This window comes from Methylobacterium fujisawaense, assembly GCF_014138435.1.
GTDB lineage: Bacteria > Pseudomonadota > Alphaproteobacteria > Rhizobiales > Beijerinckiaceae > Methylobacterium > Methylobacterium fujisawaense.
This window is the reverse complement of the sequence record NZ_JACJIM010000002.1, coordinates 808321-828705: the sequence shown is the minus strand read 5'-3', so window position 1 is coordinate 828705 and position 20385 is coordinate 808321. Positions and strand designations below refer to the sequence as shown.

The following is a 20385-nucleotide window of genomic DNA, read 5'->3' as shown; positions in this document are numbered from 1 at the left end:
ATCCGCTTCCGCGGCCGCTCCTTCATGGCCACCGTCCTGGCGCCGATACCCCCGGTGGCCGAGTGGTTCGGCGACCTGGACGCCCTCAATCGCCGCGCCCCGAACTTCTTCGCCGGCCGGCCTGTGATCCTCGACCTGTCCGGATTGCGGCTCACCCGCGAGGATCTCGACGGGCTGCTCGCCGAACTGGCTGCGCGCAACATCGCCGTCCTGGGGATCGAGGGCGCGGCGCCGTCGCTCCTGGGGGCGGGCGCCCCGCCGGCCCTCGCGGGCGGCCGGCCCGCGGGCGAGGTCGCCACGCCGGACGAATCCGCCTCGGACGCGTCCACGGCGACCGAGCCCCAGCCCAAGGAGACGGCCCGCTCGCTGATCCTCGACGCCCCCGTGCGCTCCGGCCAGACCGTGCTGCATCTCGAGGGCGACGTCACGGTCCTGGGCGCCGTCGCCTCGGGCGCCGAGGTCATCGCCGGCGGCTCGATCCACGTCTACGGCGCCCTGCGCGGCCGCGCGATCGCCGGCGCGGCCGGAAACCCGACGGCGCGGATCTGGTGCCGCCGGTTCGAGCCGGAGCTGGTGGCGATCGACGGCCTGTACCGCGCCGCGGACGACCTCGACCCGGCCTTCAGAGGGCAGGCCGTCGAGGTGCGGCTGCTGGAGGATGCGATCAAGCTCAACCTGTTCGAGCGGGGTTGAGCGGCGTTTCATCGCCGACGTTCGGGCCGTCGGTCGAAGGACGGGGCGCCTGACTCCGCTCGCGGTCGAGCCGTGAAAGCGTCCTCCGCTGCTCCGATACAAGGATCCCGGCAGAATTTGCCGACCGGATCAGAAACTTAACCCTTCGGTAACCATACCCGCCGTCAATGGTCCGGTAAGGACTCTTAACGGGCGGACATGAGCGAGACCCACCCCGAGCCGATCGATCCGGAGACCGCCCCCGCGGCGGCTCCTTCCGCGCCCCGGCCGCTCAGCCTGCGCGGACGGGCCTTCAAGGCCCTGGCCCTCTCCCCCGAGCCGCCGCTTCCCGAGTGGCTCGCGGGCCTCGACGCGGCGCTCAAGCGCTCGCCGACCCTGCTGAAAGGCCGGGCCGTCATCCTGGATTGCGCCCAGCTCAAGCCCGAGCCGGACGCCCTCGAAATGTTAATGAACGAACTCAAGGCCCGCGGCATCGCGGTCCTGGGCATCGAGGGCGCCGACACGGTCCTGGACGGCCTGCCGCCGCTTCTCGTCAAGGGACACCCGTCCGAGAAGGTCGAGATCCCGAGCGTCCCGGCCGAGCCGGAGCCGCAGGTGGTCACCTCGATCACCGTCGAGGGCTCGGTCCGCTCCGGCCAGAGCGTCATCAATCCCACCGGCGACGTGACCGTGATGGGCTCGGTCTCCTCGGGGGCCGAGATCCTGGCCGGTGGTTCCATCCACGTCTACGGCGCCCTGCGCGGTCGCGCGATCGCCGGAGCCGCGCGCAACCCGCGCGCACGAATCTACTGCCGCAAATTCGAACCCGAGTTGCTGGGGATCGACCGCCTCGTGCGGACGGCGGAGGACATGGGCACGGCCCTGCGCGGCAAGGCCGCCCAGGTCTGGCTCGATGGCGGCAACATCCGAATGGCAAGCCTGGATTAAGGGAGATCGACGCGTGGCAAAGGTTCTCGTCGTCACATCGGGCAAGGGCGGCGTCGGCAAGACGACGACGACCGCAGCCCTCGGAGCGGCCCTCGCCCAGGGCGGGCAGAGCGTGTGCGTCGTCGACTTCGACGTCGGCCTGCGCAACCTCGACCTCGTCATGGGCGCCGAGCGCCGGGTCGTCTACGACCTCATCAACGTGGTCAACGGCGACGCCAAGCTCCCGCAGGCGCTCATCAAGGACAAGCGGCTGGAGACCCTGCACCTGCTGCCGGCCTCCCAGACCCGCGACAAGGACGCGCTCACCGACGCGGGCGTCGCCCGGGTGATGGACGAGCTGCGCGACAAGTTCGACTGGGTCATCTGCGACTCCCCGGCCGGCATCGAGCGCGGCGCCCAGCTCGCCATGCACCACGCCGACGTGGCGGTGGTCGTGACCAACCCCGAGGTCTCCTCGGTGCGCGACTCCGACCGGATCATCGGCCTCCTCGATTCCAAGACCGCCAAGGCGGAGAAGGGCGAGGACATGGAGAAGCACCTGATCCTCACCCGCTACGACCCGATGCGGGCCGACCGCGGCGACATGCTCAAGACCGAGGACGTGCTCGACATCCTGTCGATCCCGCTGCTCGCGATCATCCCGGAGAGCCAGGAGGTGCTGCGCGCCTCGAACCTCGGCTGCCCGGTGACCCTCAACAACCCGCTCTGCGCCCCGGCGCGGGCCTATGCCGATGCGGCCCGCCGTCTCAAGGGCGAGACCGTTCCGATGAGCCTGCCGGTCGAGCGCAAGTCCTTCCTCGACAAGCTGTTCATGCGGAGGGCGGCGTGAGCATCCTCGGACTGTTCCAGAAGCGCAGCTCCGGCGCGGTCGCCCGCGACCGCCTGCAGCTGATCCTCGCCCACGAGCGCGCGGAGTCGGGTCGCCCCGACCTCGTGATCCAGCTCCGGGAGGAGATCCTGGCGGTGATCGCCAACCATGTCGCGGTCGAGCCCGACAAGGTGAAGGTCACCCTGGAGCGCGGCGAGGGCGTCTCGACCCTCGGCCTCGACATCGAGCTTCCGCTCGGTGCCTCGGCCAAGCTCGACGCCAAGCTGGCGGCCAAGCTCGCCGAGGTCGCGGCCAACAAGGGGTCGGCCAAGCCGGCCTCCTCCAAGAAGGCCGCTTGAGCCGGGCGGGGACCATCCCCGCCGGCACGGTAGACCGCAAGCCGCGCCCGGCCCGCCGGGTGCGGCTTCGTCGTGTCGGTCCCCTTTCGATCCGCGGCCTCGGCTCTCGACCGGGCGCGCCGTCGCACCATGTCGCAAATCTCGGGGGAGATTGGTGAAAGGGTAGCCATGCCGAGCGCCGCGACGGATGACGGGATCCGGCTCCACTACGAGGAGAGCGGTCGGGGTACGCCGCTGATCTTCGTGCATGAATTCGCCGGCGACCATCGCAGCTACGAGGCGCAACTGCGCCATTTCGGAAGGCGCTACCACGCGATCGCGTTCAACGCCCGCGGCTACCCGCCTTCCGACGTCCCGGAGGCCGTCTCCGCCTACTCGCAGGCGCGTGCCGCCGACGACATCCTGGCCATCCTCGACCATCTCGGCGCGCCGAAGGCCCATGTCGCCGGCATCTCGATGGGCGCCTTCGCAACTTTGCATTTCGGCCTCCGGCATCCCGACCGCGCGCTGTCGCTCTGTCTCGGCGGCTGTGGCTACGGCGCCGAACCCGAGCGGCAGGCGATGTTCCGCGCCGAGGCCGACGCCACCGCGGCGATGCTGCGTCGTGACGGCATGGCCGCTTTCGCCGAGCGCTACGCCGTCGGGCCGACGCGGGTGCAGTTCGAGGCCAAGGATCCGCGCGGACATGCCGAATTCAAGCGGATGCTCGCAGAACACTCGGCCCTCGGCTCGGCCAACACCCAGGCCGGCGTGCAGAAGGGCCGCCCGTCGCTCTACGATCTCACGGACGCCTTGCGCCGCATGACCGTTCCGACCCTGATCGTCGCCGGCGACGAGGACTGGCCCTGCCTCGCCCCGAGCCTCATGCTGAAGCAGGTGATCCCGTCGGCGGCCCTCGCGGTCCTGCCCAATACCGGCCACGCCCTCTCCGTCGAGGAGCCGGATGCCTACAACCGACTCCTCGACGAATTCCTGGCGCAGGTGGAGAGCGGCCGCTGGCCGATGCGCGATCCCCGGGCGATCTCGGCGACGATCACCGGGATCAAGGGCTGACCGGATCCCGGGGGATCAGACGGAATCGCGCCGGCCGGTCCGGCTGCGTCGTCACCACCGCCTGGGGCAGGACCGGTTCGCGCTCGTCGAGCACGAGCCGGAACCGCGCCAGCAGACGCGCCAGGGACAGGACGGCCTCGCTCAGGGCGAACTGCGCGCCGATGCAGACCCGGGGGCCTGCTCCGAAGGGCAGGTAGGCGAAGCGCCGCGGCGCGGGGGCGCCCGGCAGGAAGCGGCCCGGATCGAACGCGTCCGGATCCGACCACAGCGTCCGGTGCCGATGGAGCACCCAGGGGCTGACCATGACGATGTCGCTCGCCTTCACCGCATGCCCGGCAACCGAATCGGGACCGAGTGCCCGCCGGACGACCACGAACGCCGCGGGATACAGGCGCAGCGTCTCGTCGATCACAGCGCGGGTGAGCGGCAGGCGACCGTCGCTCTGGCAGCCGGTGGGATCGGTCAGGTCGGCGCTGCGCGCCTCGGCGGCGACCCGCTCCTGCATCTCCGGGGCGAGGGCCAGCAGGTAGGCCGCCCAGAACAGCGTGCCGGCCGTGGTTTCGTGGCCGGCCAGGATCATGGTGGCGACCTGGTCGCGCAATTCGTCGGCGGTGAAGGCAGCCCCCGTATCGGGATTGCGCGCCGCCGCGAGCAGGTCGAGGAGGTCGCCCGCGTGCGGCCTGTCCCGCTCGGCGTCCCGGCGCGCCGCGATGATCCGGTCGAGGAACGGGATCCAGCGGCGGCGGAACCGCGCGCGGGACCAGTCGAGGGGCACCGGCCAGCCCGGGGGGATCACGATGTCGAGGAGATGCGGCCGGCCCATCCGCTCGGCATATTCGGCGATGAACCGGCGCAGCTCCGCGCCGTGCTCGTCCATGCCCACCGAGAACATGGCGCGCCCGGCGATCTCGAGGGCGAGCCTGTAGAACGACGTGAACAGATCGACCGGCCCCGTCGCAGCCTCGGCGGCGATCCGATCCATCCCGTCCGCCAGGGCGGCGTCGATATGGGGCACCAGCCCGTCGATGGCCCGTGGCGTGAAGGCGGGCGCAAGGGTCCGGCGCTGGTGCCGCCAGGCCGAACCCTCGCTGATCAGGAGTCCGTCGCCGAGGATCGGGCGCAGGATGCGGGTCGTTCCGGTGGTGCGGGCGTAGTTCGCCTGATTCTCGACCAGAACCCGGCGGATCGCCTCCGGGTCGCTCAGGACGAAGCTCGACCGTCCGAGAAGCCCCCGGCGGGTGACCGGCTCCTCGAAGGCGCGCCGGGGGAACCCCTCCAGCGCGTTGTCGCGAATCGAGCGCAGGTAGGCGGCGAGCGGCAGCTCCCGCTCCGGTGGCGCACGGTGCGGCGGCACCACGCGCGGCAGGCCGGCAAGGCTCGGGGTCGTCCGGTCCGGTCTCGCGCTCGCGTCCGAAAGTATGGGCATGTGGCGCCATCCTGTGCCGAAGACGGGCAAGCCTGTAAACCGCCGTCCGCACGCCGCGCGGACCGGTCACGCCTACGTCATTCCGCCGCCGTCCGCAGGCGCGTTTCGGCACTTCCGAGCGCCAATCGCGCGGGGAAGCGGGCCGGATCCGAGTCCGTCGAGAGGCTGGCCACCAGGCTGGCACGGGGCAGGGTGGCTTCCGTCACGTCGAGCAGCGTCCCGACGCCGTGCTCCAGATGCTCGTCCACCCGGTCGACCACGAGGATCTCCGGCTCGCGCAGGATCGCCCGGGCGAGGCCAATACGAACCCGGACCCGCTCCGGCAGGAGCTGCCCGCGATTTCCGACCTCCTTCTCGAGGCCGCGCCGCTGGATCGGCCGCTCCAGGTCGAATTCCCGGAACACCGCGCGGGCTTCCCGCTGGATCAGCGTCTCGCCGTGCATCCGCACCGTGTCGATGCGGCCGAACAACAGGTTGTCCAGCACGGTGCTGCGCGGGTTGATCCGGTTCGGATCGTAGGATTCGACGTCGTATCCGTCGTCGCCGTGCATGAAGCCCTGCACGACACCCCGTGCGCCGACGATCCGCTTGGTCAGCGGTTGATTGAGGAGGCCGAAGCGCATCCGCGGCTCGACATAGGCCAGGGCCAGCGCCAGGAAGGCCACGCTGTCGGCTTCGCTGAGGCGCCCCGCCGCGGGCAGGCGACCGAGGCGGCGCAGGTAATCCGGCAGCGCGTCCGGGGTGATCAGCGAGAACCGCCGGAACAGCGGGTGGCCCGGCGGCACGTCGGCGAAAATGTCCTTCAGGTTGCTGGCGATGGCGACGCCCATCCGGTCGAGTTCGTCGAGGAGCTTCACCTTCTCCAGCGCCTCGCGGAACATGGGCACGCCGGCGAGACGGCGCGGATCCGTCAGCGACGTATCCCGGGGGACGCCGAACAGCAGGTTCTCCGCCACGGTCGCCTGATCGTTGTAGCGGCCCCGGGCGAATGGGATCACGAGGTCGGCGAGGCCCTTCTGGGCGAAATGCTCCCGCAGGTGCTCCCGCGCCGCGATCATCCGCTGGCCCACCGGCGTGTCGTGGGCCACCGAACTGAGGGCGCCGAGCCCGAACCTGTAGAGATCGTCGCCGAGGTCGAGCCGGCCGAGCAGGTCGAGCAGACGATCGTCGAGATCCAGGGCGTCGCGAACCCCGAGGCGTCCGAAATCGATCCAGGGATCGTCGACGCTGTCGCAGGGATTGCCGGTCTTCACCGCCTCGTTGATCCGCGTCTTGCTGAGATCGAGGATGTGCGTGCGCAGCGGCTGGACGCGCAGCCCGTACAGGACATTGTCGCGCAGCGTTCCCGGGAACAGCACGGGTTGGATGCCGGCATACGCGATGCGGTGCGCGTGATCCCGTCGCGGCAGGGTGGACAGGTCGTGATCGCCGATCCGGATCGTGCCCCCGGGCGGTAGCTGCAGCCCGGCCAGGACCCGGGCGAATTCCTGCGCCACCGGGCCGGCCGGCACCAGGGCAAGCCGCCCCGGCAGGCGGATCTCGGCGTCGCCGACCTCGATCGGGGCCCCCCCCTGCGGATCGCGCAGGGACAGGCCTTCGAGACGCAGCGGGCTGCCGAGGCGTGGCGGCGGCAGCTCGGCTTCGCGCTCCACCGGCCGCAGGCGGTGCGGGCCGAAATGGGCCGCCACGGTCTCGTACTTGACCTCGACGTCGAGGCGCTGCTGATCCCAGTCGATCAGCTCCTTGAGGGGCGGGGGCAGATCGCGATAGGCGGCGAGCACCGCCACGAGCTGGCCGATGTCGAGCTCTCCCTTCAGGGCGAAGTACCCGCCGATCGCGTAAAACAGGAACGGCGTCACCTGCGCGAGCAGGTTGTTGAGGTACTTTACCGCGAACTTGCGGCGGTAGATTTTCAGCCGCAGGTCGTAGAGGTCGTAGAGCCGTCCGCCGATCTCGGCCCGCTCCCAGCGGCCGGTGTCGTTGAGCATCACCGCCTGCAGCCCGTCGAGCACTTCGGCGACGCGGCCGGCCAGGGCCCGGGAGGCGATCTGGCGCTGCCGGCTCAGGCGGATGATCTCCCGTCGCAGCCGCGGAATCACGATCATCTGCACGGCGACCATGCCGCCGGCCGCGATGCCGAGCCAGATGTTCTGCATCATGATGAAGGCCAGCGCGGTGGCGGCCTGGCAGCCCTGGAACACCGGCACCACAATGGCGTCGCCGATGAAGGCGCCGATCGGCTCGACCTCGTCGCGAATGATCGTCGCCGTCTCGGAGGATTTCACCTCCCGCTGCGTCTCCGGCGAGAAACGCAGCATCAGCGCGAAGAGCTGGAAGCGCAGGCGGCGCAGCATCCGCTCGCCGAGCATGCCCTTCTGCAGGTTGATCCAGAACTTGAACGCGCCGTTGATCAGGACGAGGCCGAGGAACAGGCTCGACAGGCTCAGGAGCAGCTCGAAGCGGTCGAGCTGGAAGCCCTCGAACAGGTGCGTCGTGCCGCCGCCGAGCGCCGCGGGCCAGTCCACGGTGAGTTCGAGGAATGGGGCGGTCGCCTCGCCATGCGCGTAGGCCTTGCCGGTGATCGCGTCGTTGACGATGCGCTTCGGCAGGTCGAGGGAGGCGAAGTAGAACGGGAGCGACGCCAGCACGACGGCGCAGATCCTGAGCTGATTGCCCTTCGAATAGCGCCAGATGTACGGGAACAGCCGCGGCTCAAGCGCGCGCATCGTGTCCTTCCGACGAAAGCCCGCCCTGGCGGCCCGAGGGCCGAATCGCCGCAGTCGGACGCTTGACCCTGGTCGATACGCTACCCGAGGGATCCGGTTTCATCCAATACACCCCGATACGGACGGCGGCGCGCCGGTCGCGGCGTGATCGCGCCGTCATATAGGGTATCCTGCGATGCGGGGGGCATGCAGATCTGCCCTGCAACGGCGGCTCGCGCCGGGCCCAGCCGCAGGCGTGGCGCCGGTGCCGCAGTCGAGAGCCGCCCCCAGCAATCCGGCCCGCGCGGTGCGCCCATGACGTCAGCGGCCTTGCTCAAGAGCGCGCGTCCTTATATTGCGACGCAACCACCACGACTCCGTACCTGAACCGGCGCGGACGGCCGCGCCGCGCGGCCGCCAGGGAGCCGGCACAACCCGTTTCGGGCCGCCATGAATCTGCGCAACATCGCCATCATCGCTCACGTCGACCACGGCAAGACGACGCTCGTCGACAAGCTGCTGGCTCAGTCCGGCACCTTCCGCGAGAATCAGCGGGTCGAGGAGCGGGCGATGGACTCGAACGACCTCGAGAAGGAGCGTGGCATCACGATCCTCGCCAAGGCGACGTCGGTCGTCTGGAAGGACACCCGCGTCAATATCGTCGACACCCCCGGCCACGCCGATTTCGGCGGCGAGGTCGAGCGTATCCTGTCGATGGTCGACGGCGTGATCGTTCTGGTGGATGCGGCCGAAGGGCCGATGCCGCAGACCAAGTTCGTGGTCGGCAAGGCGCTCAAGATCGGCCTGCGTCCGATCGTGGCGATCAACAAGGTCGACCGGCCGGACGCCCGGATCAATGAGGTGGTGAACGAGGTGTTCGACCTGTTCGCGGCCCTCGACGCCACCGACGAACAGCTCGACTTCCCGATCCTCTACGGGTCGGGCCGTAACGGCTGGATGGCCGACAGCCCGGAGGCCGACCCGTCGGTGGGCCTGGAGCCGCTGTTCGACCTCGTGCTGAAGCACGTGCCGCCGGCCAAGACCGAGGATGGGCCGTTCCGGATGCTCGGCACCCTGCTGGAGGCCAACCCCTTCCTCGGCCGGATCATCACCGGCCGGATCGCTTCGGGCTCGGTGAAGCCCAACCAGTCGATCAAGGTCCTCGACCGCACCGGCAAGGTGGTCGAGACCGGCCGCGTGTCGAAGATCCTCGCCTTCCGCGGCCTTGAGCGTGCGCCCATCGACGTGGGCGAGGCGGGCGACATCGTGTCGATCGCCGGCCTCATGAAGGGCACCGTGGCCGATACCTTCTGCGACCCGCAGGTCGACACCCCGATCCAGGCGCAGCCGATCGACCCGCCGACGGTGACGATGTCGTTCATCGTCAACGACAGCCCGCTCGCGGGCACCGAGGGCGACAAGGTCACGAGCCGCATGATCCGCGACCGCCTGTTCAAGGAGGCCGAGGGCAACGTCACGCTCAAGATCGAGGAGGCGGCCGACAAGGACTCGTTCTACGTCTCGGGCCGCGGCGAGCTGCAGCTCTCGATCCTGATCGAGACCATGCGCCGCGAGGGCTTCGAGATCGCCGTCTCGCGGCCGCGCGTCGTGTTCGAGCGCGACGAGGCCGGCGGGCTCCTGGAGCCGATCGAGGAGGTCGTGATCGACGTCGACGAGGAGCATTCCGGCGTCGTCGTGCAGAAGATGTCCGAGCGGAAGGCCGAGATGCTGGAGATGCGGCCGTCGGGCGGCAATCGCCTGCGCCTCGTCTTCCACGCCCCGACCCGTGGCCTGATCGGCTACCAGGGCGAGCTGCTCACCGACACCCGCGGCACCGCGATCATGAACCGGCTGTTCAAGGCCTACGAGCCCTACAAGGGCGAGATGCCGGGCCGGCGCAACGGCGTGCTGATCTCCAACGACCAGGGCGAGGCTGTCGCCTACGCCATGTGGAACCTGGAGGACCGCGGCCCGATGATGATCGAGCCGGGCTGGAAGGTCTACCAGGGCATGATCGTCGGCGAGCACAACCGCGAGAACGATCTCGAGGTGAACGTGCTCAAGGGCAAGAAGCTCACCAACATCCGCACCACGTCGAAGGACGAGGCCGTGCGCCTCACCCCGCCGATCCGTATGACCCTGGAGCGCTCGCTGGCCTGGATCCAGGACGACGAACTCGTCGAGGTGACGCCGAAGTCGATCCGCCTGCGTAAGGCGATCCTCGACCCGAACGACCGCAAGCGGGCGGAGCGCTCCAAGGAAAACGCCGCCTGAGCTGAACGACCGGCAACCGGGCGCTCAGGCCCGGTTGCTGATGCAGCCCTTATGTCCGGCTGATCTCGGGCCCATCGAACCCTTATGCCGGGGACAATACCTCGGTGCGGCGGACCCGAGAGGCCCGCGTGAACCCCGTGACACCGATGTCCGTCGCGTTGAATCCAATCCCGTCGCTCCCGCCTGCCGCCTCTGCGCCGCCCTCCTATCTCGTCGGTCAAGACGGCGAGGGGCATTGGGTGGCCGTGGAGGCTGGTGGGCGTGCTGGAGGCATCTTCCGCAGCCGTCAGGATGCGATCCGCTACGCCTGCCTCGAGACCGGCTGCCGCCCCGGCGACGTGCCGCTGGCGGCCGGACCGATCCCTCTCCGCCTCTCCTGAGCCGCGAGCAGCCGCACCGCGTCGCGGTGCGGCTCTGTCGCGTCAGCTGCCGCCGGGATCGGTCTCGTCGTTCTGCGTGCCTCCGGAGGGCGTGCCCAGGCCGGGCTTGCCCTCGGTCTTCTCGTTCGGGTCCTTCACCGCGTCGGGGGCGACGTTCTTCGGCTTCTCCGGCTGCGGTTCGGTCTCGCGGCGCTCGGTCATTCCTGGGTCTCCTGCTCGGCGCGTGAATGGCCGGCCGCGACTTTGGTGTCCGCGGCCGGGCCCCGCGAGGCTTTCTGGTCCGAATGGCCGCCGGAAGAACCGCCGATGGCGGGCGGCGCGCGTCCGGGCTCGCCGGTCGAACCCCAGCCCTCCTTCGGCTCGCTCCGTGGCGTTCCACCGGATCCCATGTCGGTGATCGCCGCCTGCTCGGGTGTTTGGTGACCACCCCCCGCCGGCGGGGTTCCGCGCGACCCGACCGCGTCGTCGGGCTTGCGGGTGACTGTCTCGGATTCGCTCGTCGCTCGGCTCATCAGCGCTTCCCGTCGTCCTGACCGACGGCGGCGGTGGCGCGGTCGATGGCTTCGCCAAGGTCGGTGCCGCTCCTGGCCTTGTCTTCCATCTGGCCGAGCTTCTCGCGCGGGGTCCCGATCTCACTGGCCTTGTCGGCTTCAGGACTTTCCCGCGGCGTCTGTCCGGTCTGCTCTGTCATGGCTCGCCTCGCTGCCTCTTCGAGGGACAACGGAGGCGGCGCAGGAGGGTTGCGGGGGCCGAGGCGATCGACCGCCGGCGGTCCCCTGATGTCAGGGGCCGACGATCCGCGGCAGGACGGCCTCAGTCAGGCGACGCACGGAATCCTCGGCAGCCCCGCGATCCGCCGCGCGGGCCTCGATCGTCAGCAGATCGCCACCCCGGAGGATGACGGCGGTCGCGCCCGCACCGCGTTCCAGCGCGTAGACACTCAGCCAGCCGATCGCCGGGCCGGCCGGCAGGGCCGAGAGTCGGCAATCCGGGTTCCGCCGAACGCAGAGCGTTTCGAGCGCGCCGAGGGACGTCCTGCCGGAGCGCACCCGCTCTTCCGTCCCGTCGGTCAGGCGCCCGAGCTGCAGCTCGATCGTCGGCGCACCCCTGCAGGACGAACAATTCACGCCGAGATGAAGCGGTGCGGCCTGCGCGGCGGCCTCCGGCCCGAGGGCGGTTCTGGAAGCTTCGGCCAGCCCGGTTAGGTCGTGCAGCGCGAAGCCCTGCGCGAGCGCGGCCTGAGCCCAGAGGCTGAGCATAAGAATAAAGAGACCGCGCATCAGAGAATCGCCACCCGATCGACGGGTCTGGCGTTACCGGAAAGGCTTTTCCGGATCTAGATGCGGCGCTTTTCGGAGCGGCGCGAACTATACCAATTGATCTGTAGTGTTTATAGGCAAAATGGCCTGAAATGAATCTTACAAAGATCAGTTTCACTATTCGAGAGTTCTCTTGGTGTGGTGGTCCCATTCAGGCGGTGCGCCAAATCCGGCCTCTGTGGGGTATATGTCTCGCGCCGAACGGTGCCGGCGCGATTCCCGGGACACCCGTGTTGGAGCGGCCCGAGGGCCGCTCCGATAGCGCCTAACCGATGCCGTCGAACAGGGCCGACGAGATGTAGCGCTCGGCGAAGGAGCAGGCGACGGTCACGATGCGCTTGCCCTGGAATTCGGGCCGCTTGGCCAGCTCCAGCGCCGCGGCGACGTTGCCGCCGGTGGAGATGCCGCCGGGGATGCCTTCCAGGCGGGCGAGGGCCCGGGCGGTCTCGAAGGCGGCCTGATTGGTGACCTTCAGGACGCCGTCGAGGATGTCGGTGTGAAGGTTGTCCGGAATGAAGCCGGCGCCGATGCCCTGGATCTTGTGCGGGCCGGGCTGGCCGCCGGAGATCACCGGGGAATCCTCCGGCTCCACGGCGAAGACCTTCAGGTTCGGCAGGCGCGGCTTCAGCACCTCGCCGACGCCCGTCACGGTGCCGCCGGTGCCGACGCCGGCCACGAACGCGTCGAGCTGGCCGCCGGTGTCGCTCCAGATCTCCTCGGCGGTGGTCTTCCGGTGAATCTCGGGGTTGGCGGGGTTCGAGAATTGCTGTGGCATCACGGCGCCCGGGATCTCCTTCAGGAGTTCCTCGGCCTTCGCGATCGCGCCCTTCATGCCTTGTGCGCCGGGGGTGAGCGCCAGCTCCGCTCCCAGGAAGGCGAGCATCTTGCGCCGCTCCAGCGACATGGTCTCGGGCATCACCAGGATGAGCCGGTAGCCGCGGGCGGCGGCCGTGAAGGCGAGGGCGATGCCGGTGTTGCCCGAGGTCGGCTCGACCAGCGTGCCGCCAGGCTGGAGCTTGCCGGAGGCCTCCAGCGCGTCGATCATGTTGACGCCGATGCGGTCCTTGACGCTGGCGATCGGGTTGAAGAATTCGAGCTTGAGCAGGATCTCGGCATCGACCCCGTGCTCCTTGGGCAGCCGGTTGAGGCGCACCAGCGGGGTGTTGCCGATCGTCTCGGTGATCGAGCCGTAGACCCGGCCGTGGCCGACCTTCGCCGGTGCGTTGATGGTATCGGCCATCGGGGAACTCCTGCGCGTGTTGAAGGATCTGACAGATTTCGGGTCCGGGACGGGCCGCGCCAAGGGATCGCTCACGCGAGGCCGGCCCGGCCGGTTCCGGACGGGAGGCTGCGATATCGCGTTGCCGCGGCCGGAGCAATCGGGCTAAGTGCCCTTACCGAAAGTTCTTTTCATTATTTCAAGGGCATTCGGCCCCGGATGGAAGGCCTTTATCGATTGGTCCGAGCCTGATGGAATTTCATTCTCCAGCCCCCGTCGCGACGACCGGCGGGATCGGCGCGTCGTCCGCATCGGGAGGGCTGGGACGGCCCCGAGGGCCGACTCGTCGGGTCGCTCTGTTGGCCGGCTTCGGGGTGATCCTGGCACGGCCGACCTGGGGGAGCGAGGTGGTCCGCCTCGTGCTCGCCACCGCGACGCCGGGCGGTGGCTTTCCAGCTTTCGGCGAGACGCTCGCCCACGCCATCGCGGCCGTCGACCCGACTTTGGCGATCGAGCGGCGTGCCACCGGCGGGTCGGCCGAGAATGTCGGCCTCCTCCGCACCGGCCGGGTCGATCTCGGCCTCGTACAGGGCGCGTACGCCTATCCGGCCCTCGCCGAAGGCGGCGACCTGACCGTTCTGGCGCCGATGTACCCGACGCCGGGCCTGTTCGTGGTTCCGGCCGGCAGTGCGATCCGCTCCGTGTCGGATCTGCGCGGGCGCAGGGTCGTGCTCGGCACCCATAATTCGGGGCTCACCGTCATGGGCCGGAGCGCCCTCAGCGCCTCGGGTCTCGATCCCGAGCGGGACATCAGCCCGATGCTGCTCGACCGGGCCGGCGACGGTCCGGCCCTGGTGCGGGAGGGCCGCGCCGACGCGCTCTGGGGCGGCGGCCTCGACTGGCCGGGCTTCCATGCTCTGGCCGCCGATCCGGGCGGAGCCCGCTTCTTCGGACCGTCCGAGTCGGGAATCGCGCGCCTCGCGCAGCCGGGCGTGGCAACGCGGCGCCTGACGGTCCCGGCGGGCAGCTTCGCCGGCCAGACGGACCCGATCGAGACGGTCGGATCCTGGAGCTTCATGCTCGCGCGGCCCAGCCTCCGCGAGGACGCGGCCTATCGCCTCGCGGCGGCGCTGGCGCGCACGGACTTGGCCACCGCCCAGCCGAAGAACCTCGTCGGCCTCGTCCCGGCGGACAGGATCAATCCCGGGACCGCCCGCCTCCTCCGCGAAGCGGGCGTGAGCCTGCGCTGAGTCCGCCGGGCTTCAGCGGAAGGAGGCGACGCGGCGGTCGCGTTTCCGCTCGGCTGCCGGCTGGTAGGCGATCTCGGCGTGGTGGGTGCAATAGGGCAGCCCGGTGATCGACCGGGCGCCGCAGAACCGGAATTCCGGGGTCGTCGGATCGCCAAGCGGCCAGCGGCACATGGATTCCCGCAGGTCCATGATGGTCACGCGTTGCGAGACCGCCAGAGCCACTGGCTCCGGAGCCGGCACGGGCGCGGGCGCGGGAAATTCGGGGGCCGGACGATGGGCGAGGATCGCCACCGGCTCGGGCGCCTGTGTCTCGACCACCGCGATGGCGGTCTCGATCTCGACGGTCTTCGACGGCGGCGCGGCGGCGGGAGCCTCCTCGCCACCCCGGGCACGCCCGGCCAGACCGAGGCGATGGACCTTGCCGATCACCGCATTGCGGGTGACGCCGCCGAGCTGCGCCGCGATCTTGCTGGCGCTCTGCCCGTCTTCCCACAACCGGCGCAGCAGCGCCACGCGATCATCCGTCCAGCCGAGAACCGGTTCCATCATCCCCTCCGCCCCCTGCGGCTCGGCTGCGTTCCCGAAAGCGAGGCCGTGTGTTCAGGCCGCCGGACGCCTTATCTCGGCCGACCGTGTCGCCGCGCAGACCGCGCCCTCGCGCGCCGGCTGCCGCACCGCGTGCGACACCCTGTCTCGCCAGGCCACGGGGGAACCCTAGCGCGGCGTTCGCGAGCGTTGCAAGGGCGGCCGGTCCCCCGATGCGGGCCGCCGCGGCGCCTGTCCACCGGCAAAGGCGGCGGCCGATGGCCCCTCGGCCGTGCGATCGAGGCGGCCACGCTTGTGCCCGGATCCCGTGGAAACGTGACCCCTCCGCAACAGCGCGGCCATATCGTCCTGCTCAGCCGGCTATGGTGGAACAGGCTGTACGGCCAAGCTCGTTCCGTGTGGCAGAGTGGGCGCGTTACGCGGTTCAAGGAAGCGACGATGGGTTTTCGTCAGGTCAGCCTGCGCATGGCAGTGGCGTTCGGGCTGGCGGGGCAGGTCGCGGCGTGCGGCAGCGTCCCGCGGACTCCGTACAGCGCCGAGCAGGCCGCGCTGGCGACCATCCCCGGCGTCCCCGGTGCGCGCGTCTTCGCCGACGCGTCGGTGGACACGATCGCGGCGCTCGCCGCCAATCCGGAGCGTCGCCTCAAGGGCTTCACGTATCTGGCCCTGTCGGGCGGCGGCGGTGACGGCGCCTACGGGGCGGGCGTGCTCAACGGCTGGACAGCCTCCGGCAAGCGCCCGGAATTCACCCTGGTGTCCGGTGTCTCGACCGGCGCGCTGATCGCCCCCTTCGCGTTTCTGGGACCGGCCTACGATCCCTATCTGACCGAGTTCTACACCAGCGGCGTCGCGGGTGAGCTGGTGGCCTCGCCCAACCTGGCAAACGTGCTGTTCGGCTCCGGATTGTTCGGTGACGGACGCCTGCGCAGCCTGATCGACCGCTACGTCACGGCGGATCTCCTCAAGGCGGTTGCCGAGGAGCATGCCAAGGGGCGGCGCCTCCTCGTGGTGACGACGAACCTCGATTCCCAGCGGGCGGTGATCTGGAACATGGGCGCCATCGCGGCGAGCGGCGTGCCGAACGCCCGGGAGCTGTTCCGCGACGTGTTGGCGGCCTCGGCCAGCATTCCGGCGGTGTTCCCGCCCCAGTTCATCGACGTTTCGGCCGGCGACACGCGTTTCCAGGAGATGCATGTGGACGGCTCGGTGGTGACGCCGGTCTTCACCCTGCCGCAGAGCCTCCTGTTGCGCGACGGACGGATCCGTACGGGCGGCAAGGCCGAGATCTACGTGGTGATCAACGGCCGTCTCGAGCCGGATTTCGAGGTCACGAAGGACAACACGCTCTCGATCGTCGAGCGCTCATTCACGACGGCGAGCCGGGCGCGCTCCCGGGCCACGCTCACCGCGACCTACGCGCTCGCGCGCGCCAACGGCATCGGCTTCAACCTGACATACATTGACGAGAACGGCCCCAAGGCCTCGGCCGCCAAGGGCTTCGACACCGCCTACATGCGCGCGCTCTACGATGCGGGCCTCGAGAAGGGCCGGACCGGCACCTTCTGGCAGCATACGGTTCCGGCTTCGCCGGTCCTCAGAGAGACCGCGAGCGTCGTGGCGCACTGATCGAACAGGGTTTTGCCGCGCGCCCGACAGGGCGCGCGGTGGACGATGTCAGGTCCCGGAGCTGGATTGCCGGCGCAGGCCCGGTCCTGCCGACCTCTTATTTGCCCAGGATCTTCGTCACGAGGCGGCCGAGCGGGGTCGCCGAGCTGGCGTTCCGGTCGTCGCGGTACACGGGACGGTTCTCGTTGCCGAGGATCTTGGTGACGATGCGTCCGATCAGGTTCATGGCTCGGCCCTCCGTTATCGCGCCCAAATGGCGCAGCTTCCTATCAACGGGTGAGATGTGGGCCGCGTTCCAGATCACGCTCCCGATCGGCCGGCTCAGATCTGCATCAGGCGGATGTTGTTGGTGTTGCCGGCCGAATGGAACGGGATGCCGGCGGTGACCACGATGATGTCGTTCGGCTTGGCGAAGCCCTCGTCCTGCGCATGGTGGCGGGCCTTCGTGGTCATTTCCTCGTAGCTGTCGACATCCTCCGTCAGGACGCTGTGCGCACCCCAGAGCAGGCTCAACCGCCGCGAGGTTGCGACGTTCGGGGTCAAGGCCAGGATCGCAGCGGCCGGACGCTTGCGCGCCACCCGTGCCGCCGTGGTCCCGCTCGCCGTGTAGGCGACGATCGCGGCGGCGCGCACGGCCTCGGCGAGATCGGCCGTGGCGGTCGCCACCGCATGCGGCGGCGTCTCCTCCTCGCCCGGCTCCGAGGCCGCGATGATCGAGTGATAGAGCTTGTGCCCCTCCACGCTGCGGATGATCCGGTCCATCATCGCCACCGCCTCGACCGGGTAGCGGCCGGTCGCCGATTCCGCCGAGAGCATCACCGCGTCGGCGCCGTCATAGATGGCGGTGGCGACGTCCGACGCCTCGGCCCGGGTCGGCGCCGGGGCGTTGACCATGGAATCGAGCATCTGGGTCGCCACGACCACGGGCTTCACGGCCAGCCGGCAGGCCCGGATCAGCTCCTTCTGCCGCGCCGGCACGTCCTCGTGCGGGATCTCGACGCCGAGATCGCCGCGGGCGACCATCACGGCATCGGAGAGCCGGATGATGTCGTCGATCCGGTCCAGCGCCTGCGGTTTCTCGATCTTCGACATGATGCCGGCGCGGTCGCCGATGATGCCCCGCGCCTCGATCACGTCGGAGGGCTTCTGGACGAAGGACAGGGCGACCCAGTCGACGCCGAGATCCAGCCCGAAGGCGAGGTCGGCCCGGTCCTTCTCGGTGAGCGGCGAGAGGTCCAGCAGGGTGCCCGGCAGGTTCACGCCCTTGCGGTTCGAGATCGGTCCGCCGGTGATCACCTCGGCGGTGATGGAAGTCCGCTCGGGCCCTGTGACCCGCACCCGCACCCGCCCGTCGTCGATGAGGAGTTCCTGGCCCGGCACGACGGCGTCGAAGATCTCCGGGTGGTGCAGCGGGATCGCCTGCTTGTCGCCGTCGGCGCCCTCGAGGACGAAGCGCACCGTCTCCCCGGCCTGAAGATCGAGCCGGCCGCCTTGCAGCGTGCCGATCCGGATCTTCGGTCCCTGGAGATCCTGCAGGATGCCGATCGGCCGGCCCACCTCCTTCTCCAGGTCGCGGATCGCCGCGTGGACCTTGGCGTGATCCGCCTGGACGCCGTGGCTGAAGTTCAACCGGAACGTGTCGACGCCGGCGAGGAACAGGGCGCGGAGCTGGTCCGGCGTGGAGCTGGCGGGACCGACGGTGGCGACGATCTTGGCGTGGCGGTGACGGCGCATGCGGGTCTCGCCCTCCTGGGGCTGTCTCTGGGAATCGAGCCGGGCGCTCGGTCGCGCCGCCGCCGCACACAGCGGTGCCCGGCACCGCCGCGGCTCCGGCCAGGCGATGTTTGGCGCGGCGGACTGATTCGGCCGGCGCCTATCTGGCCGTCTCCCGGGCGATCCCGGCAAGCCCGGCGTCGAACACGCCGGTGATGTCGGCGACCGCGTCGGCGTCGCTCATACCCTCGGCGTCGAAGGTCGCGCTCCAGATCACCGTGGACCCTTCACCGTTGGGGCGGACCGCCAGTGTCGCGTTGTAGGCGCGCACCGGCAGGGGGCCCTGGATGAAGCTGTAGCTGTAGCTCATGCCGGTCTCGTCGCGCGCGGTCTCGACTTCCGCGATCGTGCCCAGGCCGCCCTTGACGACGAGGCCGCGGATCTGCGCGCGGATGCCGTCGTCGTCGTCCTCGCCCGACAGGATGCAGCGCTGGACCTGCGGGTGCCAGTTCTGGATCGCGCAGAAATCGCCGATCAGGGCCCAGACGGCAGCCGGCGGGGCCGGGATGTCGCGGCTGCGGGTGACTTCCAGGGCACTGGCTGGTCCGGCGGCCAGAAGGGCCGTACCGATCGCCGTGAGATAAGCACGTTGCACGGTTCGGTCTCCTGGCGTTCGGACTGTCATGACGCGACTTGGGGCGGAGCCGCCGTCACGGCGAGTCCCCGCTGAAGGTGCCGTCGCGGGCTCGGTGTGCTACGTCGCGCGCATCTGGATCACCGGAGATGCCCATGGACGATCGTGCTGCGCCGATGCGGCCCGCGACCTGGAGCGGCCCCCTGCGGACGGTCCTGACGACCGGAGCCTCACTTCTGATCGGTCTGGTGGCGCCGACGCTCGCCGCCGCGGGGCCGGACCGATCCCCGCCGGCCACGCCCCAGCCCTTCGAGACCTGCCGGGCCGATCTGATCGCCTGGGTCACGGCGCGGGCCGTGCCGCAGAGCCTCGCCGAGGCGCAGCTCGCCACCCTGACGCCCGATCCGGACGTGCTCGCCGCAACGCAGAGCCAGGGGGAGTTCGTCCGGCCGATCTGGGACTACATCGAGGCCAGCGTCACGCCGGCCCGCATCGAGGCCGGTCAGCGCAAGCTCGCCGAGCACGCCGACACGCTCGCGGCCATCGAGGCCCGGTACGGGGTCGACCGCCACATCCTGGTGGCGTTCTGGGGCGTGGAATCGAGCTACGGCGCCGTGCTGGACAATCCAGCGGTGGTGAAGCCGGTCGTCCGCTCGCTGGCGACGCTCGGCTGCAGCGATCCCAATCGCTCCACCTACTGGCGCGACGAACTGACGGCAGCGCTCCAGATCCTGGCCTGGAACCAGGCGCCCCTCGACCGGATGCAAGCGGGGCTCACCGGATCCTGGGCCGGCGCCATGGGGCACACGCAGTTCATGCCCAGCGTCTACCAGCGCGAGGCGGTGGATTTCGACGGCGACGGACGACGCGACATCTGGACCTCGGTGCCGGATGCGCTCGCGTCGACGGCTCATTACCTCATCACCCACGGCTGGAAGCCCGGAGAAAGCTGGGGCGCCGAGGCGGCGCTGCCCGAGAATTTCGATGCGGCCCTCGCCGACGAGACGACGGTCCGCACCATCGCGGCATGGCGGGCGCTCGGCGTAAAGCCTGCGCGTGACCGCGCGATGCCGGACGAGGCCGAGGCGACCCTGATCCTGCCCGCCGGAATCCGCGGCCCCGCCTTCCTGCTGCAGCCGAACTTCGCGGTGATCCTGCGCTACAACACGGCCCTGGCCTACGCGCTCACCGTCGCGCTCCTGTCGGATCGCCTGAGCGGCGACCCGGGCCTGGTGCACGACTGGCCGCGGGGCGACCGGCCGCTCACGGCCGACGAGCGGCGCGATCTGCAGACCCGGCTCACGGAGCGCGGCTTCGCCACCGGCGGGGTCGACGGCAAGATCGGCCCCAAGACGCGGGCGGCACTGCGCGCCTTCCAGGGGTCGATCGGATTGCCGGCGGACGGCTATGCCGACGCCACGCTGCTGGACCGGGTCCGGGCAACGCCCTGAGC

20 protein-coding genes are annotated in these 20385 nt (G+C 70.0%); 9 read left to right on the top strand and 11 right to left on the bottom strand.

Going from position 1 to position 20385, the window contains the following annotated elements:
- Positions 1–24 precede the first annotated feature (24 nt).
- From minC (GGQ91_RS08690) to GGQ91_RS08670, 5 genes are all read left to right on the top strand, one after another.
- Positions 25–693: a septum site-determining protein MinC gene (minC, locus tag GGQ91_RS08690; RefSeq protein WP_051976083.1), complete on the top strand. Its 669-nt coding sequence runs from the start codon at positions 25–27 to the stop codon at positions 691–693.
- 198 nt (positions 694–891) lie between these two features.
- Entirely contained in the window at positions 892–1620 is a 729-nt protein-coding gene (gene minC / locus GGQ91_RS08685) for a septum site-determining protein MinC (protein ID WP_043382925.1), read from the top strand.
- A 13-nt stretch (positions 1621–1633) separates the two neighbouring features.
- Positions 1634–2449, top strand: coding sequence for a septum site-determining protein MinD (gene minD / locus GGQ91_RS08680; RefSeq protein WP_043346690.1), 816 nt, complete (start codon positions 1634–1636; stop codon positions 2447–2449).
- Entirely contained in the window at positions 2446–2787 is a 342-nt protein-coding gene (gene minE / locus GGQ91_RS08675) for a cell division topological specificity factor MinE (RefSeq protein WP_043346685.1), read from the top strand. Before minD ends, minE begins: the two co-directional genes overlap by 4 nt.
- Positions 2788–2955: 168 nt before the next feature.
- Positions 2956–3840 carry an alpha/beta fold hydrolase gene (locus GGQ91_RS08670; RefSeq protein ID WP_043382924.1) on the top strand — a complete coding sequence of 295 codons (885 nt, stop codon included), beginning with the start codon at positions 2956–2958 and terminating at the stop codon, positions 3838–3840.
- Here the strand turns inward: GGQ91_RS08670 and GGQ91_RS08665 are convergent.
- The gene (locus GGQ91_RS08665) at positions 3830–5266 is read right to left on the bottom strand and encodes a cytochrome P450 (RefSeq protein ID WP_182591776.1); all 1437 of its coding nucleotides are present in this window, start codon (positions 5264–5266) and stop codon (positions 3830–3832) included. The genes GGQ91_RS08670 and GGQ91_RS08665 overlap by 11 nt on opposite strands.
- 77 nt (positions 5267–5343) lie before the next feature.
- Positions 5344–7992, bottom strand: coding sequence for an ABC transporter transmembrane domain-containing protein (locus tag GGQ91_RS08660; protein WP_182591775.1), 2649 nt, complete (start codon positions 7990–7992; stop codon positions 5344–5346).
- A 429-nt stretch (positions 7993–8421) separates the two neighbouring features.
- On the opposite strand from GGQ91_RS08660, the gene typA reads away from it, so the two are divergent.
- The gene (typA, locus tag GGQ91_RS08655) at positions 8422–10245 is read left to right on the top strand and encodes a translational GTPase TypA (protein WP_043346753.1); all 1824 of its coding nucleotides are present in this window, start codon (positions 8422–8424) and stop codon (positions 10243–10245) included.
- Positions 10246–10667: 422 nt separating this feature from the next.
- Here typA and GGQ91_RS08650 read toward each other — a convergent pair whose 3' ends face one another.
- The 5 genes from GGQ91_RS08650 to cysK form a co-directional block, all read right to left on the bottom strand.
- Positions 10668–10826: a hypothetical protein gene (locus GGQ91_RS08650; RefSeq protein WP_182591774.1), complete on the bottom strand. Its 159-nt coding sequence runs from the start codon at positions 10824–10826 to the stop codon at positions 10668–10670.
- Positions 10823–11137 carry a hypothetical protein gene (locus tag GGQ91_RS08645; RefSeq protein ID WP_075380696.1) on the bottom strand — a complete coding sequence of 105 codons (315 nt, stop codon included), beginning with the start codon at positions 11135–11137 and terminating at the stop codon, positions 10823–10825. Before GGQ91_RS08645 ends, GGQ91_RS08650 begins: the two co-directional genes overlap by 4 nt.
- On the bottom strand, positions 11137–11316 hold the full coding sequence (locus tag GGQ91_RS08640) for a hypothetical protein (protein WP_182591773.1): 180 nt from the start codon (positions 11314–11316) through the stop codon (positions 11137–11139). Before GGQ91_RS08640 ends, GGQ91_RS08645 begins: the two co-directional genes overlap by 1 nt.
- A 91-nt stretch (positions 11317–11407) precedes the next feature.
- Positions 11408–11905 carry a hypothetical protein gene (locus GGQ91_RS08635; RefSeq protein ID WP_182591772.1) on the bottom strand — a complete coding sequence of 166 codons (498 nt, stop codon included), beginning with the start codon at positions 11903–11905 and terminating at the stop codon, positions 11408–11410.
- 304 nt (positions 11906–12209) lie between these two features.
- Positions 12210–13184 carry a cysteine synthase A gene (gene cysK / locus GGQ91_RS08630; protein ID WP_043346761.1) on the bottom strand — a complete coding sequence of 325 codons (975 nt, stop codon included), beginning with the start codon at positions 13182–13184 and terminating at the stop codon, positions 12210–12212.
- 338 nt (positions 13185–13522) lie between these two features.
- Here cysK and GGQ91_RS08625 point away from each other — a divergent pair, with 338 nt between their 5' ends.
- Positions 13523–14413, top strand: a complete 891-nt coding sequence (locus tag GGQ91_RS08625) for a TAXI family TRAP transporter solute-binding subunit (RefSeq protein WP_246410604.1) — start codon at positions 13523–13525, stop codon at positions 14411–14413.
- Between the two features lie 12 nt (positions 14414–14425).
- On the opposite strand, the gene GGQ91_RS08620 is transcribed toward GGQ91_RS08625, so the two are convergent.
- The gene (locus GGQ91_RS08620; RefSeq protein ID WP_043346762.1) at positions 14426–14962 is read right to left on the bottom strand and encodes a GcrA family cell cycle regulator; all 537 of its coding nucleotides are present in this window, start codon (positions 14960–14962) and stop codon (positions 14426–14428) included.
- A 435-nt stretch (positions 14963–15397) separates the two neighbouring features.
- On the opposite strand from GGQ91_RS08620, the gene GGQ91_RS08615 reads away from it, so the two are divergent.
- Complete coding sequence (locus GGQ91_RS08615; RefSeq protein WP_043758741.1) at positions 15398–16585, top strand: patatin-like phospholipase family protein; 1188 nt, start codon at positions 15398–15400, stop codon at positions 16583–16585.
- 97 nt (positions 16586–16682) lie between these two features.
- On the opposite strand, the gene GGQ91_RS08610 is transcribed toward GGQ91_RS08615, so the two are convergent.
- The 3 genes from GGQ91_RS08610 to GGQ91_RS08600 form a co-directional block, all read right to left on the bottom strand.
- On the bottom strand, positions 16683–16811 hold the full coding sequence (locus GGQ91_RS08610; protein ID WP_043354815.1) for a hypothetical protein: 129 nt from the start codon (positions 16809–16811) through the stop codon (positions 16683–16685).
- 95 nt (positions 16812–16906) lie between these two features.
- Positions 16907–18319: a pyruvate kinase gene (gene pyk, locus GGQ91_RS08605; protein WP_043382905.1), complete on the bottom strand. Its 1413-nt coding sequence runs from the start codon at positions 18317–18319 to the stop codon at positions 16907–16909.
- Between the two features lie 139 nt (positions 18320–18458).
- Positions 18459–18953 (bottom strand): SRPBCC family protein, encoded by a 495-nt coding sequence (locus GGQ91_RS08600; RefSeq protein WP_182591770.1) that lies wholly within the window; start codon positions 18951–18953, stop codon positions 18459–18461.
- 134 nt (positions 18954–19087) lie between these two features.
- Here GGQ91_RS08600 and GGQ91_RS08595 point away from each other — a divergent pair, with 134 nt between their 5' ends.
- On the top strand, positions 19088–20383 hold the full coding sequence (locus tag GGQ91_RS08595) for a lytic murein transglycosylase (RefSeq protein ID WP_182591769.1): 1296 nt from the start codon (positions 19088–19090) through the stop codon (positions 20381–20383).
- Positions 20384–20385: the final 2 nt, after the last annotated feature.